The sequence below is a fragment of the Mesorhizobium sp. LSHC412B00 genome (assembly GCF_000503035.1).
Classification (GTDB): Bacteria; Pseudomonadota; Alphaproteobacteria; order Rhizobiales; family Rhizobiaceae; genus Mesorhizobium.
Genome location: NZ_AYWB01000001.1, coordinates 670,951 through 690,253, shown reverse-complemented (window position 1 = coordinate 690,253; position 19,303 = coordinate 670,951). Strand labels below are relative to the sequence as shown.

Genomic DNA, 19,303 nt, shown 5'->3' with positions numbered 1-19,303 from the left:
TTTTTCCGATGGCGCACAGCCATGATCATGGTTCGCATGCTGGGCATGGCGCCGGCCACGTGCATGGCTCGACCGACAAGAAGCGTGTGCTGATCGCAGCCTGCCTGACCGCCGGCTTCATGGTGGCCGAAGTGCTTGGCGGCCTTTTGACGGGATCACTGGCGCTGCTGGCCGACGCCGGCCACATGCTCGCCGACTCGATCGCGCTTGGCCTTGCCTGGTACGCCTTCCATCTTGGCGGAAGGCCGGCGACAGTGCGCCTGACCTATGGCTTCGGCCGGGTCAAGACGCTGGTCGCCTACACCAACGGCATCGCCATCTTCGCCATTGCGTTGTGGATCGTCTACGAAGCCTGGGGCCGGCTGATGACGCCGGCGCCGGTGCTGGGCGGGCCGATGCTGGTGGTGGCGATCGCCGGCCTTCTGGTAAACTTCGCCTCGTTCTTCGTGCTGCATGGCGGCGACCGCGACAGCCTCAACATGCGCGGCGCCATCCTGCATGTGCTGGGCGACCTGCTCGGCTCGGCGGCGGCGATCGTGGCGGCGCTGGTCATCCTGGCGACCGGCTGGACGCCGATCGACCCGATCCTGTCGGTTCTGGTCTCCCTGCTGATCCTGTCCACCGCGTGGTCGCTGATGCGCGAAGCCGCCCACGTCCTGCTCGAAGGCGTACCGGCAAGCCTCGACCGCGACCTCATCGCCAAGGACATTGCCGGCACCGTCAACGGCGTGCGCGAAGTGCATCACATGCATGTCTGGTCGCTCGACGGGTCCAGCAACATGGCGACGCTGCATGCCTGCCTCAACGATGGCGTCGATCCGCACCAGGCGGTCAGCGCCATCAAGAAGCGGCTCGCCGCCGAACACGGCATCAGCCACGCCACGGTTGAACCGGAATTCGGCCAGTGCGCCGACAGCCGTGACGAGCACGATCATGACCACGACCATGGTGCGCCACCGCATCACGGCCATTATCACTGACAGGGAATTTCATGGCATTGGCATCCGAGTTGACGAGTTCCCGCTGTGGTGGGACGGCATGATGGACCGCGACACGCGAAACGCGCTGATTGCCGCAGCCTGGATCATGCTGCTGTTCGGCATCGCGGCGTTCTATTTGCCGACCGTGATGCTGGCCGTCGGCAATGTCTCGACCGTACTTGCCGGCATCGTCGGCATCGCCTTCGTGCTGGCATTTTTTCTGGTGTTCTGGTTGCGGGGCCGCAACCAGAACAAGGGCAAATAAGAGGCTTTCGAAATGCGCATCCTGATTACTGGCGCCGCCGGCATGGTCGGCCGCAAACTTGTCGACCGGCTGGCCAAGGACGGCACGCTCAACGGCCGCAAGATCACCGGGCTCGACCTGCACGACATCGTGCCGCCGCAGGCGCCGGCGATGGATGGCGTCAGCATCGCCACGCATACGGGCGACCTTGCCGACGCCGGTGCTGCCGAGAGCCTGGTGGCGTCACGCCCCGACGTCATGTTCCATCTCGCCGGCATCGTGTCGGGCGAGGCGGAGGCGAATTTCGATCTCGGCTACCGCGTCAACCTCGACGGCACACGGGCGCTGTTCGACGCCGTGCGGCTGGCAGACTTTGCGCCGCGCCTCGTCTTCACCTCGTCGATCGCGGTGTTCGGCGCGCCGTTCCCCGATGTCATCCCGGACGACTTTCATCCGACGCCGCTGACCTCCTACGGCACGCAGAAGCAGATGAGCGAAGCGCTGCTGGCCGACTATTCCAGGCGCGGCTTCTTCGACGGCATCGGCATAAGGCTGCCGACCATCTGCGTGCGGCCCGGCAAGCCGAACAAGGCGGCGTCAGGTTTCTTCTCCGGCATCATCCGCGAGCCGCTGAGCGGCCACGAGGCGATCCTGCCGGTGCCGCGCTCGGTGCTGCACACCCATGCCAGCCCGCGCTCTGCGGTCGGTTTCCTGATCCATGCCGCCGGGCTCGACGGTGCCGCTGTCGGGCCGCGCCGCAACCTCACCATGCCCGGCGTTGCCGTCACCGTCGGCGAGCAGATCGAGGCGCTGGAGCGCACTGCAGGCGCCGAGGTGGCGAGCCTGATCCGCGAGGAGCTCGACGAAACGATCTGGGCGATCGTCAAGGGTTGGCCGACGCGCTTCGAGGCGCGCCGTGCAAGGGACCTCGGCTTCAGCGCCGAAAACAGTTTCGATGAAATCATCCGCGCTCATATCGAGGATGAGCTGGGCGGAATGATCGCGGGTCAGGCCTGACCCGCCGAGGTCACACAGCTCCGGACAGGCTCGCCGACAACAGCAACAGCCCGAACAGGAAGACGAAGGCGGCGCCGCCGATTTCGACGACTGTGTGGATGCGGTTGCCCATGCGGCCGTCGCCGGCGAAATAGACCGCCCAGTTCTTGGCGGTGACTGCGATCGTTGCCAGCGCCGAGACTGTGATGGCGGTTCCAATCGACATCGCCAGCACCGACAGCAGGCCGCCGAGCCACAGGCCGTTGAGCAAAGCGAAGCTCAGCACAATCAGCGCGCCGGAGCAGGGGCGGATGCCGACGGCGGCTACAGCCGACCAGGCCGTGCGCCAGTCGAAGCGGTCGCCCGACAGCAGCGCCGGATCGGGCGCATGTGAGTGGCCGCACGTATCACAGACCTCGCCGGCTGGGTGATCGTGAGCGGCGTGATCGTGATGAGCGTGGTCGTGATGGGAATGATCGTGTGTGTCGTGGTCGTGCGCAGCGTGATCGTGATGATCATGCGAATGGTCGTGATGCACATGCAAGGCATGCGAATGCGCATGCGCCGCGTGGCTGTGAGCGGCATGCGAATGGCCGCCATGGGAATGACCGGCGTGGGCTGCCGACAGGCTGTAGGCGGGCGCCTTGCCGAACCAGCGCAGGACCGTAGGCCTGAGCTTGCGCCACAGCAGCCAGGCGCCGAACAAAGTGACGAAGACATAGCTCATGATCTCCATGAACCAGGCTGCGTCGGTCATCGAGATGGCGGTGCCGCGCAGGACGAAATAGGCAAGCAGCATCACCAGGATCGCGGTCAGGCCCTGCAGCAGCGCCGAGACGAAGGACAGCAGGATACCGCGCCTGAGCGCCACTTCATTGGCCACCATGTAGGACGAGATCACCGCCTTGCCGTGGCCGGGGCCGGCGGCGTGGAAAATGCCGTAGGCGAAGGACAGGCCGATCAGCAGCCACATCTTGCTGCCGTCCTCGCGCATTGCTTTCATCGCCGTGGCCAATGCGCGGTAGAATTCCTGCTGGCGCAGATTGATCCACATCAGGATATGGGCGAACGGGCCGGTGGTGGGCGCCATGCCGTCATTGACACCGATGCCGAGTGAGCTCTGGGCATGGGCCTGCCCGAGAAAGTGCGTCATCAGCAGGGCAGCGGCCACGAGGCCGAATGCCAAACGCAGGGACGGTTTCATCACCGGATCTATCCTTCTGGCGGGCAATTCAGTTCGAGCTTGGTGGCGAAGATCTTGCTCATGTCGGTGCCTGTCGGGTCGTTGAAGAACGCGTCCGTCAGGGTCTTCTGGTTTTCCTTGATCGCCTCGTCTGGATCAGGCCGGATGACGCTCTTGGTGCAGTTCGAGGGCAGGCCTTCCACCGTGATGTTGCTATCCTCGGTGAAGTCGATCGCTGTGTAGAAGGTTGGATCGTAGACGCCGAAATCGATCTTGCCGGCGAGCTTGATCGGCACCTTGGGTTCGGATTCGAACAGGATGATCAGCTGGTCGTTTTCGAAATTGGCCATAAGATGCGGTGGCGGCGTCATCGGCACGTCCTTGCCGTCGACGGTGACGAGCTGGAAATAATTGAACTCGGCCAGCGAGGCATGAACGGTGTCGGCGACATCCTTCAGCTCCTTGTCGTCAAGCTTCAGGTCGGAGTTCTTGTCGAACTCCATCATCACCGTACTCGAAAACAGATCATCGAAACGCCAGAGGTGGCGCAGCGCTTTCACACTTTGGTGATCCGGCGAGAGGATCACGTCGAGGCGGGCCTCGGCGAAGACATGAGGATGCGCGCCAGCCGCTCCGACGGAGGCAAAAGTCGTCGCCAGGGCCGAAGCCAGCATGATTGCGTGCCGTTTCAGATGCATTCTCGGTCGCTGTTCCATCGGCCTCGGAGAGATTTCGAGAGGTTACCAGAAACGGGGCGAAATTGGGACCGCGGCACGGCAGGACCGGCTCAAGCGCTCTCGCGGTTCTTGAACCATTGCACCAGGAAATCGACGAAGACACGGACCTTGGCCGGCAGATAGCGACGGTGCGGGTAGACGGCGAAAATGCCGCTGCCCGACTGGATGCGGTCGTCGAGCAACGACACCAGCAGCCCGGATGCGAGGTCGGGCGCGGCGATGAAATCCGGCAGGATGGTGAAGCCCAGACCGGACACGGCGGCGGCTCGCGCGGCCATCGGGCTGTTGACCTCGATCGGACCCGATACGTTGACACTGACTGACTCCTCGCCATCGCCCCTGAAGCGCCAGTTGGCAAGCGAGCGGCCATTGGTGTCGACGATGCAGGGCAAGTTGGCGAGATCCTGCGGGCGCGTCGGCTTGCCGTGCTTGGCGATCAGCTCCTGCGAGGCGCAAAGCTTGATCGAAAACGGCCCCAGGCGGCGGGCGATCAGCGATGAGTTCTCCAGGCGCGAGATGCGCACGGCAAGATCGAAACCTTCCTCGACCAGATCGACAAAACGGTCGTCGAGATGGATGTCGAGCACGATGTCGGGATGCTGTTTGGCGAAGTCGATGAGCGATTGGCCTATCGGCGCGTCGGCGAAGGTGCGCGCCGCCGACAGCTTGATCCTGCCGCGCACGTCGCCGGAGGATTCGCGCACGGCGTCGGCCAGGCTGTCGACCTCGCGCACGATTTCCGAAGCGCGGCTGTAATAGGTATGGCCGGCCTCGGTCAACGAGAACTGCCGCGTGGTGCGGTTGAGCAGCAGCGCGCCGAGTTCGTCCTCGAGTTCGCGCACATATTTCGACAGCAGCGCCTTGGAGCGACCGATCTTGCGCGCGGCCGCCGAAAAGCCTTCGGCCTCGACGACGTCGATGAAGGCGCGCATGCGGGTCAGTGTATCCATCATCAGGCCTTTCGTGCCGCATCGAGAATTCGCCGGCCGAGCCGTATCAGGGCAATGTCGCTGCCGGGAGGGCCGAGCAGCGAGAGGCCGAAAGGGGCACCGTCAACCGAGCCCAGAGGCAGGGTGATTTGCGGAAAGCCTGAAAGACCCGAAAGGCACAAAAGATGCAAGGCCCTTTCGCGGTAGGCCTGGAGCTGCTGCGGCTCGCTTTTGACCAGAGGTGCGGGGCCTGGAACGGTGGGCAGGACAAGAAACCCGTCCTGGCCGAGCAGCGCGGCTAGCTCGGAGCGGAAGGTCAGGCGGCGCACCGCCTCGGCCCGCGCGGTCTTTTCGTCGATTGTCCTGCCGAAACCAAAGCGCTCCTCGACGCCCGGCCCGAGATCGCGCTCGCCCGAAATGATCCAGGCGCCATGCTGCTGCCAGGCCTCGGCGGCCTGGAGGCGGCGAAAGCACCAGTAGAGCTCGTCGGGGAAGGAGGCGAAGGTGTATTCCACCGGCGCCGGCTCGCCGACAAGGCCGGCCGCCAGCGCTCTCATCCTGGCGTATTCGGCTGCCTCGGCGGGGCCGGCCACGAAAGCGTCCAGCCAGCGGATCGAAAGCGGCCGGGTGAGCGGATACGGATGCGGGTCGCGGCCGAGCAGCAATTTGCCGATTGTCTCATATGTCTCGATGTCGTCGGCGAACCAGCCGAATGTGTCGAAGCTCGGCGCCAGCTTCATCGTGCCTTCAAGCGAAATGCGGCCATGCGTGGTGCGCAGCCCGATCAACCCGCAAAAGCTCGCCGGGGCACGGATCGAGCCGCCGGTATCGGAGCCGGTGGCGATATCGGCAAGCTTGTCGGCCACCGCCGCCGCCGATCCGGAGGACGAGCCGCCGGTGACGCGATCGGGAGCGGCCGGGTTCACCGGAAACGGAAAATGCGCGTTCTGGCCCATCAGCGAGAAAGCGAACTCGTCGGTCTGCGTCTTGCCGATGAAGCGCGCGCCGGCGTCGAGAATCATCTGCACGGCCGGTGCCGTGCTGGACGCGGCATGCGCCTCGTCGAACTTCACCGGATTGCCGCAACCGGTGCGGTAGCCGGCGACGTCGTAAATGTCCTTTACCGCCAGCCTGAGCCCGGCCAGCGGCCCCAGTTCCGCATTGGCGACCGGCATGCGGCGCAGGTCGAGAAAGGCGTTGAGCGGGCCGTGCGTGCCTGGCATCGTTCGATATCCGTACACAGTAGGCCCAGCATTGTTCGATGCCGGAAATTTTACAACCTGGGATACGATTTTTATTGATTGTGAAATCTTTCGATCTTATATCGCGCTTGCCCAAAGTCGCACGTGCCTGTGGGTGTCCGCCGATCCTCGAATGGTGAGGGAAATCGGTAAGGTAACTGGAGCTAACCCCTCCAGTCGGTCTAGCGGCCAACCGCCAGCCCGAGGACACCTTGAAGCAACGACGGTGCGGGCCTTTCTGGTGTTCTGCCGGTCGTCCAAAGACCGGGGTTACTGAAGAGGCACACCTTCATTGCCGGCAGTGCGGACGGGTCTCCCATCCAAGCCAAGGCAGACAAAGCGAACCGAGGCCGGGCAAGGCCAAGGTTCACCGCCGCGAGATGGCGTTTCATGGTTCCGGGGTCTCCACCGGCTGGTTCCATGGATTTCCGTCCCGCCTTTGTTTGACCGCGTGTTCGCGAGGCCGAAAGCCCCGCGTCCGCAGCCTTATTGCGCGCCGCAAGGCGTTAATGGAGAGACCCCGATGGCCACCCAGCGCATCCTCGACTTCCTCGCCACCCGACGTCCGTCCGGCCCCTGCCTCGTCGTCGACCTCGATGTCGTGCGCGACAATTTTCGCGCCTTCGAAAAGGCGCTGCCCGATTCCCGGATCTACTATGCGGTGAAAGCAAATCCGGCGCCGGAAATCCTGCGCCTGCTTGCTGCGATGGGCTCGTCCTTCGACACCGCTTCCGTTGCCGAGGTCGAGATGGCGATGGACGCCGGTGCGCCGGCGGACCGTATCTCCTTCGGCAACACCATCAAGAAGGAGCGTGACATTGCACGCGCCTACCAGCTCGGCATTCGGCTGTTTGCCGTCGATTGCGTCGAGGAAGTCGACAAGATCGCCCGCGTCGCTCCCGGCGCCCGCGTGTTCTGCCGCGTGCTGACCGACGGCGAAGGCGCCGAGTGGCCGCTGTCGCGCAAGTTCGGCTGCGTGCCGGCGATGGCCGTCGACGTGCTGCGCCATGCCAGGACGCTCGGCCTCGACGCCTATGGCGTGTCGTTCCATGTCGGCTCGCAGCAGACCGACCTGACGGCGTGGGACCGTGCGCTGGCCGACGCCAAGAAGGTGTTCGCCACGCTCGCCGATGAAGGCATCGTCCTCAAGATGGTCAATATGGGCGGCGGTTTCCCGACGCGCTATCTGCGTGACGTGCCGGCGGCCCAGGCCTATGGCCAGGCCATCTTCTCGGCGCTGCGCAAGCATTTCGGCAATGCGATCCCTGAGACCATCATCGAGCCGGGTCGCGGCATGGTCGGCAATGCCGGCGTCATCAAGTCGGAAGTCGTGCTGATCTCGAAGAAGGCCGAAAACGACAATGTGCGCTGGGTGTTCCTCGACATCGGCAAGTTCGGCGGTCTGGCCGAGACGATGGACGAGGCGATCCGCTATCCGATCGTCACCCGCCATGACGGTTCGGAGACCGCACCTTGCGTGCTCGCCGGCCCGACCTGCGATTCGGCCGACGTGATGTACGAGAAGACGCCGTATCCGCTGCCTCTGTCGCTGACCATCGGCGACGATGTGCTGATCGAAGGCACCGGCGCCTACACGACCACCTACTCGGCGGTCGCCTTCAACGGCTTCGAGCCTCTCCGATCCTACGTGATCTGACGGCTTCGGCCTTCAGATCACCCCAGGCGGACGTTTGCGTCCGCCCGGGTTCGCCTGTGGAACAAGCTCCGCTCGTGAAGGATCGCGGAAATGGACATTGTAAATTACATTGACGGCATTGGATTCTCCCCCCCCGAGGGGGAGATGGCCGGCGCCATTCCCATCGTCGCCGAAACTGCGGCAGACATTGCATCGCGTGAAGCGTTGCTCGATCGCGCCATGGGGCCGATGCGGCGCAAGAAATCGTCGGAGAAGCTGCGGCGCGGCCGCCGGCCTTCCGAAGGCCTCGCTTTTGTCGTGCGCGATGCAACCGGCGCGGTTGCTGGTACGGTGCGGCTGTGGGACGTGCGTCTTGGCGAGGGTGGCCCGGGAGCACTTCTGCTCGGACCGCTCGCCGTCGATCCGGCGCTGAAGAACGCCGGCATCGGCTCGGCGCTGATGCGCCATGCTTTGGCCGAGGCCGCGCGTCTCGGCCATGCCGCGGTGCTGCTGGTCGGCGATGCGCCTTACTATGGCCGCTTCGGCTTCTCGGCGGAGAAGACCGGCGCGCTCGCCATGCCTGGTCCGTACGAGCGGCACCGCCTGCTGGCGCTGGAACTGATCGATGGTGCGCTCGACGGCGCGCATGGCACGCTGAAGGCTGCAGGTCGCAAGCTCAAGGCACAGAGGCTGTCGCTGGCCGCCTGATTGTCCAAAAACAAACGCCGCCGGTCCTTTGCATTTCAGCGAGGGCGGCGTTTTGTTGTTGCGAAGGGCTCAGCCGATCAGTTGGCTGAGCGCCATGGCGACCGACATATCGCCTTCGACCTTTATCTTGCCGGACATGAACGCCATGGTCGGGTTGAGGTCGCCGGCGATCAGCGAATCCAGATCGTCGAGCGACAGCTTTATGGTGCAGTCGGTCGGCGCGTCGGTGGTCGAGACGGTCGCGCCGTCGATGACGATGACGCCGTTGCTGCCGGTATCGAACTTCACGGAATGTTCGAACCCGGCGCTCGCCACGCGCGACCTCATCTTCTCGGCAATATCCTGAACGCTCATGACTGTTCTCCTGGTCTCGTTGCGTTTTGCCGCGCTTCAGTGACCGGCCTCCGCCGAAGTCACTGTCTCGCGCGTACCGCGATCTGGTCGCTTGGCGCATATAGCTTCGAGTTGACGTAAACGTCAACGCGCGATGCGTCATCTCGTTTCAGTCGGAAGGAATGCGGCAGAGAACATTCGCCCTGCGACGAAGGTTAGTGTTCAGCAGCGGGCTTCGCCGCCTCGGCCTGGGCCGATTCCGCCGGGGCCGGTTCGGTCGGCGTGGCCGGATCCTTGCGGCGGCGCATGGCGTTGTCGCGGATTTCGTCCTTGGTCAGGAAGTTGACCTGGTCGATCAGCACTTCATGCACCAGGTCGGCGCCGACGCGGGCGTTGACGGTGTCGCGTATGGCCTTGCGGAAGGCATCGAGATCGATGGTTTCCTTCTTGGTGAAGTCGATCTGAGGATTGGAGTAGAGATAGGAATAGACCTGATCGGTCATCAGCGCTTCGGCCGGGATCGACATCTTCTTTATCTCGGCCGGCTCGACCGTGTAGACGAGCTTGGTGAGGAAATAGCCGTCGATCTTGGAATCGCGGATCAGCGGCACCGAGATGATGTCGGTCTTGACGTAGTCGAGGCCACCCAGCATCGGTTTCGGCGTCTCGCCGACGCCGCGCTCACCGGCCGCCTGGAACGAATAGAACACCGCGCCAAGCGTGGCGGCGCAGATCCAGATCGCGGCAGCGATGAATTTGATCACCGGTTGTTCCCGCCTGTTGCCGAGATCATCAGCTCGCCCAACCGAATTCGCCGGCCGAATAGGTGCCGTCGGCTTCGGCGCGCTGAATGGCGTTCTTCAACAGCGTGGCGACTTCGTTGACCGCGTTGAGGTGGGCGAGGATTGCAGCCTCGTTTTTCGCGAGCTTCTGGCGCAGCCGCGCCAGACTGTCGCGATGCTGTTCCAGGAATTCGATCTCGTTGGCGCCCTTCATGGCGCGGGTCAGCTCATAGAGGTAGCGGCTCTTGCGGGCGTTGGAGGCCTTGAGGTCATAGCTGGTGTCGTTCTTCAAACCGGCCGTCTCTTCCTCGACCGCTTCCTCGATGCGGCCGATGATGGCGGCAAGGTTGCCCGGCCGTGCAAACGGGATCGGCGCTTCGGACGTACGCGCCGGCAGGTTGGAAGAGTATTTTGAAAAATCGGCCATTGAAAATCCTGGTCTAGATCTTGATTTCGGTTTTGATGGTCGTCTCGTCGCCGGTCATCGACCCTGCGGCCTTGCGCTGCAATTCCTCGACCAGCGAGGTGGACAGCCGGGTCTGCTGGTCGATCTCGGTCTTGTGCGGCCCGGTTGACACCGGGCCGATCGGCACGGTGCGCTTGCCGTCCTTGTAGTGGTCGGCGAGCAGCGATTTGGCGATGCCGATCCCTCCGCGCTCGGCCATGACGTCGGCGACACGCTCGGCAAGCTGCGATTTCCATATGTCGCCGGCCAGCCCCTTGCCGTAGACGCCCTCTGTGTCCTTGGGCAGCATGTTCTGGATGAAGGTCTGCAAGACCATGGCCTCGAACTTCTTGAATTTTCCCGCGGGATCGGCGCCTGCCGCGGCCTTGTCGGCCGTGGCACGCGACAAGATCGAGCCGGTATCCACCGAAGCCGCCATGTCGACCAAAAAGGCGCCGCCAACGCCGTTGGCCCGCTTGGCCAGCGCGGCACGGGCAGCCTCGATATCCGCCGGGTCGACGGCTCGGGCAACATCGAGAACGATGTCGCTGGGTGGAGAAATCGCCAAGAAAGTCCGCCTCTTTGCCGGGTTTCCTGAGCGACCATGCCGCAACAAGCTTGTGGCAGGCTTGCGAGGGAGAGGGGAGGCGGAATGCTGTCAGCTCGTCTGCTACGCGTCAATAGCGGCCGTCCACACGGGTGGTCTTCAATGACCCCGGACGGTGAAGGCCTGCTTACCGAAGCCTGTTCGACGAGGCGGCTATCCCACTTGTAATCCCGGCCCAATCCTTTATCGCACCCGTTGTGCGGTTTATCACCGCCAGAGTGGCGGATTCAGTGAGATACCAAAGTGAAAAGAAGACGCCTCTTGTTTGTCGGCGGGAGCGGGGATCCTGGCGGTCTTCATATCCATACCGCCGACGTAGCCCACACCGCCGCTTCGCTTGGGTTTCCCGTCAAGATCATTTCCGTCAACACCGACTATTTTTCCGAGCTCCTTCCCCCTGAGACAATCGATGTAGAACTTGTCGAGGGCCTTTCTTATCAAAGGCTCATCGTCAAACCGAGACGGTTCCCGGTCTCAAGATACATCCTTTGGGGGTCTGTGTTGGTCAGGCATCCCGGCCATGACATCATTTTCTGCCGGGGGGCTTTCGCGGAAACGCCTGTCGTCGAGTTGCTCATGGCCAAGGCCGCGGGCCGGCGAATTTACACCATCGAACACAGGCCGCGCGAGGCCGCGTGGCGATCCATGTTTTCGAAGCGCAGATATGGCGCGGTCATGAATGCCTGCGTCCAACGCTCCATCGGCGTGTCGAGCGAATTGTCAGAGATCGCGACGAAAGAGTTTGACATGGCTCCCCATAAGGTCCGTGTCTGTGCCAATTGGGTAGACCCCAACTTCGCACCTCCGACTGCCAATGAAAGGCGCCAAGCGCGCGAACGGCTTGGACTGTCAAACGATGTGCGGACGATCGGCTATGTCGGCCGGTTCGGGCCGGAAAAAAATATCGACGTGCTGATTGATGCTTTCTCGGCTCTTCGCGCGAGTCGGCCCGCCGCCAACGTCGCTCTGATCATCGCCGGGGATGGCTGGTTTCGCTCCGAAGTGGAAAACAAAGTGCGCTCGTCCGGAGCTGCTGACCGGATCAAATTGCTCGGCTGGCAAAACGATCCGCGTGCGATCTACCATGCGCTTGACCTCTTCGTCCTGGCCAGCTCAGTCGAGGGTTTTTCCCTCAGCCTGCTGGAGGCGATGGCCACAGGCCTACCCTGTGTCGCCCATCCCATGGCGAGCGCGCTGGAGCTGATCAAGGACGGCAGTAACGGCTTTGTGTCCGACATATCGACGGCGAGCTTGTTGGGCGAAAAGCTGAAGGAATTTCTGGACGCCGAAGCAGCGACGGTGAGCCGTCTTGGTCAGGCTGCCGCGCAGACCGTGGCGACCAGCTTCTCACGCAGCGCACGCTTGCCCGCGGTCCTTAGGGCACTTGACACCCGCTCGATGGCTCAGGCCTGCCGCAGCCATTTCCGCGCGTTCTCACCTATCGGAACGCACAAGCCCGATCGCCCGCCGCAGGCTCGAAATCCAGTGCTTGAGCCAGAGGGTTTTCCGGCCTGTCCGCCAGGCGGCCCTGGCACAATTTTTGTCAAAATAGTCGAGCCGGTCTTCCATCAGAGCGTTAAGCGCTGGAGAAAGCCGGTATTGTTTTCGAATGCGCAGCATGAGCGCGAGATGGTGCTTCCACTCCGTGTATTCGTCGTGATGTCGTGATTCTGAATGCGTCTGGTAGCGTTCGCCTTCTGCCGTATCGCGCCCAGTGACGTCATAGGTCGCCAATTGCCGGTCGATATAGACGAAGGATCCGCGCGTGTTGAGCCGCAGCCAAAGGTCGATGTCCTCGGTGCGGGCGAGGCTTTCATCGAACCCTCCCGCCGCCAGTATCGCGTCGCGCCGAACCATCGTCGAGGAGGTGTGAATCCAAAGGTATCCGGCGATGGTCGTGGTCAGCACGACATCAGAGCGGGCCAGCAGGGAACGGTCCGCCTTGAGTTCCCGGCATGGCAGAAGAGATGCGGTCCGATCATAGGTTTCCCACCACGGCATCATGGTACCGAAGATCATGTCGCAGGCGGTCATGGACGTGTCGGCAAGCTCGTCGACCATGCGATAGTCGCTGCCAATCAGGATCGCGTCGGGCCGGGTGTTGGCCGCCGCAATGAATTGCGCCAGCTTGTCGTCGTCCCACCGATCATCGCTGTCCAGAAACGCGATATACAATCCGCGCGCCTCGCGAATCGCGGCGTTGCGCGCGCCGGCCGGTCCGCTCGTGCCGGGGTTTCGCAGAATGCGCAGACGTGGCTCGGCCAGAGAGAGCGCAGTGATAGCGGCCAAGGTGTCGTCCGTGCTTCCGTCGTCGACAATGAGCAACTCCCAGTCGCCGAACGTCTGAGCCGTAACCGAGGCGACCGCCTTCAGCAGATAAGGCAGGCGATTGTAGGTTGGAATGATGACCGTACAGGCTCGCTCTGACATAAGGGCTCTTGCGTTGAAAGCCGGTGCCACGACGCGCAGCTGTTGCGCCTTGCAGGCCCTGGACAGCAGGTTCACCGGCAGGCTTGTCACTCCTCGCGCCGCTTTGCAAGCCGCAGCGCCTGCCTACGGACCGCAGAGCTTCTTCCCCTTGCTGCGAAACCACGTTGCAACGGCGGCGGAAACGGGGGACCGCTCCCAGCGCCATCTTTACGAGACAATCGCCTTTCATGGTGGCGCTTCACAGGGTGGCTGGACGGCAGGGACAAGCGTCGCCTTTACTCGGCAAAGAGCCCGTAAACCTCAGTTCCGCAACCGGGCAAATTCGAAGTGACGCAATCAATCAAAACCCTGATCGTGTCGGAGTATTTTCCCCACCTGCCTGACCAGATGGTCCATGGCGTCTTCCAGAGGCTCCGGCGTCACGCCGACGCGCTGGGTAGTATCGGTTCCGTCGATTTCGTTTTCATGTGGCCGTTGCACTGGTCCGAAAACGAAGACCGGCAACGTCAATCCGTCGAGGATTTTCGGCGGTCATGGTCTGTTGCCGGGCGGATCATACTGATTTCACCGCCCGCTCTGCCGTCTCGGTTCCGGCGCTGGCCGCGCGATCTTGGCATCCGCGACGTGATCGCCGCGACGCGCGGCGCAGTCAGTTTCACGGAGGGCCGGGTCACGATGCGGTCCAGCCGTATGGCGGAAGTTTCCCGGCTTGAGCAGGCGATCAGCGAGTTGAAGCCTGACCTCATCCTGGCGCATCGATTGGCGTCGACAGCGGCTCTGATCCGCACGGTGATGGATTTGCCTCCGGTGCTGGTCGACTTCGATGACCTCGAACATGTCGCCCTTGGCAGGTCTCGCCAGATGGAGCGCTCTCCCGCGAAACGCCTTAAACTGAGCCTGGTGTCCGCGGTCGCACGCCGGACAGAAAGACTCGTCGCGGGGTTTGCGACAGTGGGCCTCGTGTGTTCCGAGCATGATCGCAAAATCGTCGAAGAGCTTTCGCCGGGCGCCCGCATCGAAGTCGCACCCAATGCTGCCGTGATGACCGGCCGCTCCCCGATGCCTTCAGAGCCAACGGCTCTTTTTGTCGGCTACACCCGGTATCCACCGAATGCCGAGGCTATCCTCTGGCTTGTTGGAAAGATTTTTCCGCTGGTCCGGGCACGGCTGCCGCGAGCGCGGCTCCTCATCGCCGGTGATGGCGGCCGCGAACTTGGAATAAATGACGCCAGCGCAGGGGTAGAGACGCTAGGATTCGTTACGGATCTTGCATCTGCCTATGCGGAGGCAAGGGTTGTTGTATGTCCGGTCAAGCGTGGCGGCGGCACGCGGATCAAGATCATTGAGGCTGCGCTGTACGGCCGACCGGTCGTTTCAACTTCCATCGGAGCGGAAGGGCTCGGTTTCATCGATGGCAAGGAAGTGGTCCTTGCCAATGAGGAAGGGGCCTTTGCCGAAGCGATGGTCGAGTTGATGAGCAGCCATGAAAGGTCGGCCCGCATCGGCGCTGCAGCGGAGGAACGGGCACGCCAACTTTACGGCGCGGAACAGGTGCGATCCAATCTGGCAGCGTTGGCAAGGTCGATGGTCGATCCGGACACTGCGCAGACATCGAAATCCGAACTGGACGTCGATGCAACAGTGAACACGCCGATAGCGTACCTATAAGCCAACGTGTTTCACGCAGTTGGTCGCGATCCACCATTGCATACCGGAGCCCCTCACAAGCTCGAAAACTCCGAGGTTTTTCACCAAAGCGTGAACGCTACATTCTTGTTTTTGTCGCATTCCTTGTTTTCAAAGCGTTTCGACTGTGGGGGCCAAATATAGTGTTTTGCCGGGATTACTTCCGTTCCGAGGGCTGGTGAATGCGCTTCGGGATAGCGATCAGCAACCTGTCGACTTTCGGCGGGCTGCAACGGGATTGCCTCTCTATCGCCAGGAATATCGTGGCGGCGGGGCATGAGGTTACGATCCTGACCACGGAAATACGCGGGTCGATCGCAGACCCCGGCTGTTCGATCCAGATTGTAGATACCAACAATCGAACCAATCCCGGAAGGGACATCGCGCTTGGCGCCGCGCTGAAGGCGCATCGCCAGGGGTTTGACCGGATCATCGGTTTCAACAAGCTTCCGATGCTCGACATCTATTATTCCGGCGATCGCTCTTACGCGAAGATCAAGACAGGCGCGTGGCGCCCTTTTTCACCACGCCACCGAACCCAGATGCGGCTGGAGCAGCTTTGCTTTTCGCCAAGTTCGCGCACCAGCCTCATCATGCTGACCGAGCGCCAGCAAAATGAGTATCAGAGCGTCTGGAAAACGCCGGAGAGTCGGTTTCGACGCATTTCGCCCAATCTCGATCCGGCGAGGCGCATGCCGCATCTACGCACCGACGGAACGCGCGAACGGCGGCGCTGGAGGCATTTCCCGACTCGGTCTGGGTGGTGGTGGGCGTCGTGCCTGTCAGCGGCATGGGCAGCCGCCTGATCCAGAAGGTGACAATACACGCCCGGGGCCGAACAAAGATCATTGGAATCCGAGACGACATACCGGCTGTTATGGCTGCGGCGGATCTTCTCATTCATCCTGCCCGAATCGAAACCACGGGAACGGTCATCGTCGAAGCCCTTGCGAATGCACTTCCGGTGATCACCACCGATACGTGCGGGTTTGCTCCCTTGGTCGAAAAGGCCGATGCCGGCGTCGTCATCGCCGGCGCGTACTCTTTTCGGGCGCTCGTCGAAGCCATCGCCATGGCACGAGCACCGGGCCAGCAAGCAGCATGGTCGTCACATGCCAAAGCTTTCGGCGGCGACCCCTCCTTATCCGATGGGCACGAGGAAGCGGCGCGCCTGTTTGTCGGAGAGCTTTGGTAGACACGGCCACATGCGCCGAGCCGAGGCAGTTGCTTTCAGCGGCTGGGCATTGGAACAGAAGCCTGACTATTTCGGGGTGCATGGCCGGCAAGATGAAAATCCCACGCTTCTCATCACCGTTTGACGCCCGGAAGCGTGACGCCGGGAAATTGCCGAAGCGCGTCTGGCTTACGCTCGACGATGGTCCGGAGCCCGGCCATACCGAGCAGATTTTGAAGGTGCTCGACCTTCATCGGATCAAGGCTACGTTCTTCGTGATTGGAGAAAAGGTGGCCGCTCATCCGGCCATCGTCCAGCGCGTCTTCGATGCGGGACACCGGATCGGAAACCATACGTTTTCGCATCGCCGTCTGACCGAGCTTAAACCAACGGAAGTTCGCCAGGAGATCGAGAGCACCGGTAGTCTGATTTCCGCATTCACGCCGGGAGGGAAGATTTTTCGTCCGCCTTTCGGGGCTTTGAGCCGGGTCGTTTCAGAGATTGCGGATGAACTCGGGCATCGCACCCTTCTGTGGGATGTGGATCCAAACGATTGGGATCCTCACCGCCAGCCGAAGGGGTGGATCAGGAGCGCGCTTCGCGAAGTTCGAGCGAAGCGGGATTGCGTTATCCTCACCCACGATAGCCTGCCCACAACCGCTGAGAATTTGGACCTGTTCATCACGCTCCTGAAGAAAGCCGGCCCGATTACGTTCGAAGATCCAGCGACTCTTTGTGCGACCCACCTGGCCCTTCAGGCGTTCTCGTCGACCGATTGAGCCATAGCTTGAGCCGATACCGCCAGAACCGCCATTGCGTCCTTGCGGTCTTCGGCAAAGGCCTGGCGATCATGAGAAATCGTTCGGCTGTGCGGAAACTGCCGTGGAGGTAATGGACGCGGGCAATCTTGATGGCCAGAAGAGCTTCCCGCCTGCGCAATGTATCCTCGTCGATCCGAACAGTGCCAAGCTCGCGCAATGCCTTGCGCCAAATGAAAAACTGCGTAGCGGGCTGGACCAAAAGCCGATTGTCGGCCCGTGCAGTCGATATTTGGTAGGTCAGCACCGGGTTGGGCACCTTGTCGACGCCGGCCTGGGTCAACAGCCTTGCCCAGAACAGTGTGTCCTCCTCGTAGGCGACGCCTTCGGGAAAGCGGACTGTGCCGATCGCCAGGCTTCTGATCAGGGCAGCGCCGACGTTGATCGTCTCGCATTTGTCAATGAGATAATTGCCTGCGTTTTCGAGCTTTGATGGACCATATCCGGCTGGCGCGTCTATGAGCCGGTCAACGCCATCTGTGCGCCTGATATACGAGCCGACCACTATTCCGGTGCTCCCATGCTCGGTGCCCTTGCGCAGCAAGTTGCGCAGCCCATCCTTCAGATGGATGTCGTCGGCGTCGATGAAGTAGAGCCATGGCGAGACGGCTGTCTTTATGCCGACATTGCGGGCGGCGCCCGCCTGAAATCGGTCCACCCGTTTGACCAACACCGGAAGCCCGCTTTGCCGGCCGGTCTGTTCGGCGATTTCAGCGGTGCCGTCCGTCGATCCGTCGTCGACGATCAGGATTTCCTCGATGAGGTCGGCTTCCGAAGCCAGCGACCGGATCGTCGAAGCAATCGAACGCCCTGCATTGTGTGCAGGGATGATCACTGAAATGTCTTTCATCCGTATGCCCCCCACCCGACATCAGCAGTTGCGATTTGCAGGTTCGGGTCAAGCCGCAGTTTGGCGCGGGCGCCTTCTTGCGGCAACTTTCCGGTGAACAGGAGCGCGCCGGTTCGCTTGCTCGCCGGCCGGCGACTGTTTTTCGGGCGTTCGGCTTTGCCTAGCTGCAAATTGAGATTTGTTCTGCGAGGAACGCCGTTATAAACCCATTGCTGTTGGAGGAGATACTCTTTTGAAGGGCGTTGCGCTTTTAACCGTACCGAGAAGCGGCTCCGAATGGCTTGGAAGCCTTGCGAATGCCACAGGTTCCATGGGGTGTTTCGGGGAATGGCTGGATCCAGACCATCTCAAATTCGTGGCCCGCTCTTATGACGAGCTGGAACGCGCCGTCCTCAAGGCCGGATTGTCAGAAAACGGGCGTTTCGCCATCAAGCTGTTCCCTGGCCATCTGCGTGAAACGCGAGAAAAGTTTGAGAAAGACTTTCTGTTTGAAATGCTGAAGAAGCACGAAATCGGGTTGATTTTCCTTGAGCGGCGAGACCGGCTCCGGCAGGCCATTTCGTACTATCGCGCCAGTGTTTCCAGGCAATGGACCAACAGAGCAAGGGGAACGGGAGCGAAAGCCGCCTACGATTTCGCGGAGATCTCCCGAGCCTGCATTTCTCTTGAAGATGGGTACTCGTTCTGGTCGAAATATCTCGACATGCTTGGGCTGCCCCACAAGCATGTCGTCTATGAGGAGATGTTTGAGGATCCGACACCTTTTTTGGAAGCGGTCGCTGAGCATATGGGTGTTGCAGCTCCAGCCGAGAGACCGGCTTCTTCGATTCAGATCCAGCGCGATGGCCTGACAGAAGAATGGGCAGAGCGTTTTCGATCGGATGCCGCAGCCAACGGGATTATTGATCTGCTGCTTGAGGAGAGACCAGCTGTAAGGACGCTGTCCAATCTTCGGCGGTTCTTCAAAAAGCGGCCACTAACCAAAGCCTATTCGTAGGACATCGAGCTGCGCAGCTGCAGAGGTCATCTCGCTCGAAGCTGAAACGCGTTTAGGATCGCGGCAAACCGCGGAACGTGCAATGCGCGCAAGCCAGCCTGTCGACAGGCTGCCGGAAAAGCTTGCATTTACTGGAACGCAGCTACTCGCCGCCTCGCCTCTGCGCGATCAGATCGAGCCGGTCGCGGTCGGAGCGTTCGCGTTCGTCCTGTCGGCGCACGTCCTTGTAGGCACGTTCGACCATGTTGGTGCGCGCCGTCGCAGTGGCGATGAGCGTGATCTCCTGCCTGGCGCTTTCCAGGCTCGCTTCCTGCCGGACCAGCGCATTGGCGATGCGGCGATGGTAGAGGTCAGGGAACAGCACCGCCATCGACTGGTCGGCGTCGAAATGCTGGACAAGTTCCCTGGCCTCGGTTTCGGCGGTTGCCGCTGCCGCCAGGAAGGCCGCATGGCGCGTCTCGTGCAGGGCCTTCAGCTGCTCCTGCACCTTGACCAGTTTCTTCAGCCGTTCCTTGCGCGTGCTCATC

Annotated in this window: 21 protein-coding genes and 1 pseudogene; 11 read left to right on the top strand and 11 right to left on the bottom strand. The window is 61.9% G+C overall.

Features of this window, described 5'->3' with window-relative positions; genetic code table 11:
• Nucleotides 1–8 precede the first annotated feature (8 nt).
• The 3 genes from X757_RS161380 to denD are packed head-to-tail and all read left to right on the top strand — an operon-like array spanning nt 9 to nt 2,241.
• Nucleotides 9–980 (top strand): cation diffusion facilitator family transporter, encoded by a 972-nt coding sequence (locus X757_RS161380; RefSeq protein ID WP_023725175.1) that lies wholly within the window; start codon nt 9–11, stop codon nt 978–980.
• A 58-nt stretch (nt 981–1,038) separates the two neighbouring features.
• Nucleotides 1,039–1,245, top strand: coding sequence for a hypothetical protein (locus X757_RS161385; RefSeq protein WP_023701051.1), 207 nt, complete (start codon nt 1,039–1,041; stop codon nt 1,243–1,245).
• 12 nt (nt 1,246–1,257) lie between these two features.
• Nucleotides 1,258–2,241 carry a D-erythronate dehydrogenase gene (denD, locus tag X757_RS161390; protein ID WP_023701052.1) on the top strand — a complete coding sequence of 328 codons (984 nt, stop codon included), beginning with the start codon at nt 1,258–1,260 and terminating at the stop codon, nt 2,239–2,241.
• A 10-nt stretch (nt 2,242–2,251) separates the two neighbouring features.
• Here denD and X757_RS161395 read toward each other — a convergent pair whose 3' ends face one another.
• From X757_RS161395 to X757_RS161410, 4 genes are all read right to left on the bottom strand, one after another.
• The gene (locus X757_RS161395; RefSeq protein WP_373432825.1) at nt 2,252–3,424 is read right to left on the bottom strand and encodes a nickel/cobalt transporter; all 1,173 of its coding nucleotides are present in this window, start codon (nt 3,422–3,424) and stop codon (nt 2,252–2,254) included.
• A gap of 8 nt (nt 3,425–3,432) precedes the next feature.
• On the bottom strand, nt 3,433–4,101 hold the full coding sequence (locus X757_RS161400) for a DUF1007 family protein (RefSeq protein WP_023725173.1): 669 nt from the start codon (nt 4,099–4,101) through the stop codon (nt 3,433–3,435).
• Nucleotides 4,102–4,190: 89 nt separating this feature from the next.
• Nucleotides 4,191–5,090 carry a LysR family transcriptional regulator gene (locus X757_RS161405; protein ID WP_023725172.1) on the bottom strand — a complete coding sequence of 300 codons (900 nt, stop codon included), beginning with the start codon at nt 5,088–5,090 and terminating at the stop codon, nt 4,191–4,193.
• 2 nt (nt 5,091–5,092) lie between these two features.
• Nucleotides 5,093–6,292 (bottom strand): amidase, encoded by a 1,200-nt coding sequence (locus tag X757_RS161410; RefSeq protein WP_023725171.1) that lies wholly within the window; start codon nt 6,290–6,292, stop codon nt 5,093–5,095.
• A gap of 541 nt (nt 6,293–6,833) precedes the next feature.
• Between X757_RS161410 and odc2 the strand changes: the two genes are divergently transcribed.
• Both odc2 and X757_RS161420 read left to right on the top strand, forming a co-directional pair.
• Nucleotides 6,834–7,967: an ornithine/lysine decarboxylase gene (gene odc2, locus X757_RS161415; RefSeq protein WP_023671923.1), complete on the top strand. Its 1,134-nt coding sequence runs from the start codon at nt 6,834–6,836 to the stop codon at nt 7,965–7,967.
• 144 nt (nt 7,968–8,111) lie between these two features.
• On the top strand, nt 8,112–8,654 hold the full coding sequence (locus X757_RS161420) for a GNAT family N-acetyltransferase (protein ID WP_023686385.1): 543 nt from the start codon (nt 8,112–8,114) through the stop codon (nt 8,652–8,654).
• Between the two features lie 69 nt (nt 8,655–8,723).
• Here X757_RS161420 and X757_RS161425 read toward each other — a convergent pair whose 3' ends face one another.
• The 4 genes from X757_RS161425 to X757_RS161440 form a co-directional block, all read right to left on the bottom strand.
• Nucleotides 8,724–9,008: an SCP2 sterol-binding domain-containing protein gene (locus X757_RS161425; RefSeq protein WP_023683274.1), complete on the bottom strand. Its 285-nt coding sequence runs from the start codon at nt 9,006–9,008 to the stop codon at nt 8,724–8,726.
• A gap of 194 nt (nt 9,009–9,202) precedes the next feature.
• Nucleotides 9,203–9,751 (bottom strand): hypothetical protein, encoded by a 549-nt coding sequence (locus X757_RS161430; protein WP_023683275.1) that lies wholly within the window; start codon nt 9,749–9,751, stop codon nt 9,203–9,205.
• 28 nt (nt 9,752–9,779) lie between these two features.
• Nucleotides 9,780–10,196 (bottom strand): hypothetical protein, encoded by a 417-nt coding sequence (locus tag X757_RS161435; RefSeq protein ID WP_023671919.1) that lies wholly within the window; start codon nt 10,194–10,196, stop codon nt 9,780–9,782.
• 13 nt (nt 10,197–10,209) lie between these two features.
• Entirely contained in the window at nt 10,210–10,782 is a 573-nt protein-coding gene (locus X757_RS161440; RefSeq protein ID WP_023710959.1) for a rod-binding protein, read from the bottom strand.
• Between the two features lie 282 nt (nt 10,783–11,064).
• Here X757_RS161440 and X757_RS1000000166160 point away from each other — a divergent pair, with 282 nt between their 5' ends.
• A complete protein-coding gene (locus X757_RS1000000166160; protein ID WP_156933381.1) occupies nt 11,065–12,489 on the top strand; it encodes a glycosyltransferase family 4 protein in 1,425 nt (474 codons plus the stop codon).
• Between the two features lie 42 nt (nt 12,490–12,531).
• Here the strand turns inward: X757_RS1000000166160 and X757_RS1000000168820 are convergent.
• A pseudogene (locus X757_RS1000000168820) lies at nt 12,532–13,251 on the bottom strand (glycosyltransferase); the annotation flags it as partial.
• A gap of 327 nt (nt 13,252–13,578) precedes the next feature.
• Between X757_RS1000000168820 and X757_RS1000000165630 the strand changes: the two are divergent.
• The 4 genes from X757_RS1000000165630 (at nt 13,579) to X757_RS1000000166155 (ending at nt 16,890) form a co-directional block, all read left to right on the top strand.
• Nucleotides 13,579–14,919: a glycosyltransferase gene (locus tag X757_RS1000000165630; RefSeq protein WP_023725166.1), complete on the top strand. Its 1,341-nt coding sequence runs from the start codon at nt 13,579–13,581 to the stop codon at nt 14,917–14,919.
• Nucleotides 14,920–15,119: 200 nt separating this feature from the next.
• Entirely contained in the window at nt 15,120–15,743 is a 624-nt protein-coding gene (locus tag X757_RS1000000165625; protein ID WP_023725165.1) for a hypothetical protein, read from the top strand.
• Nucleotides 15,728–16,132, top strand: a complete 405-nt coding sequence (locus X757_RS1000000165620) for a glycosyltransferase (RefSeq protein WP_156933403.1) — start codon at nt 15,728–15,730, stop codon at nt 16,130–16,132. Before X757_RS1000000165625 ends, X757_RS1000000165620 begins: the two co-directional genes overlap by 16 nt.
• Before the next feature lie 80 nt (nt 16,133–16,212).
• Nucleotides 16,213–16,890 carry a polysaccharide deacetylase family protein gene (locus tag X757_RS1000000166155; RefSeq protein ID WP_198024379.1) on the top strand — a complete coding sequence of 226 codons (678 nt, stop codon included), beginning with the start codon at nt 16,213–16,215 and terminating at the stop codon, nt 16,888–16,890.
• Here the strand turns inward: X757_RS1000000166155 and X757_RS161455 are convergent.
• A complete protein-coding gene (locus tag X757_RS161455; RefSeq protein ID WP_023686377.1) occupies nt 16,820–17,779 on the bottom strand; it encodes a glycosyltransferase family 2 protein in 960 nt (319 codons plus the stop codon). The two genes, X757_RS1000000166155 and X757_RS161455, sit on opposite strands and share 71 nt — an antisense overlap.
• 232 nt (nt 17,780–18,011) lie before the next feature.
• On the opposite strand from X757_RS161455, the gene X757_RS161460 reads away from it, so the two are divergent.
• The gene (locus tag X757_RS161460; protein ID WP_023725162.1) at nt 18,012–18,776 is read left to right on the top strand and encodes a Stf0 family sulfotransferase; all 765 of its coding nucleotides are present in this window, start codon (nt 18,012–18,014) and stop codon (nt 18,774–18,776) included.
• Nucleotides 18,777–18,918: 142 nt separating this feature from the next.
• Here X757_RS161460 and X757_RS161465 read toward each other — a convergent pair whose 3' ends face one another.
• Nucleotides 18,919–19,302: a hypothetical protein gene (locus X757_RS161465; RefSeq protein WP_023725161.1), complete on the bottom strand. Its 384-nt coding sequence runs from the start codon at nt 19,300–19,302 to the stop codon at nt 18,919–18,921.
• Nucleotide 19,303: the final 1 nt, after the last annotated feature.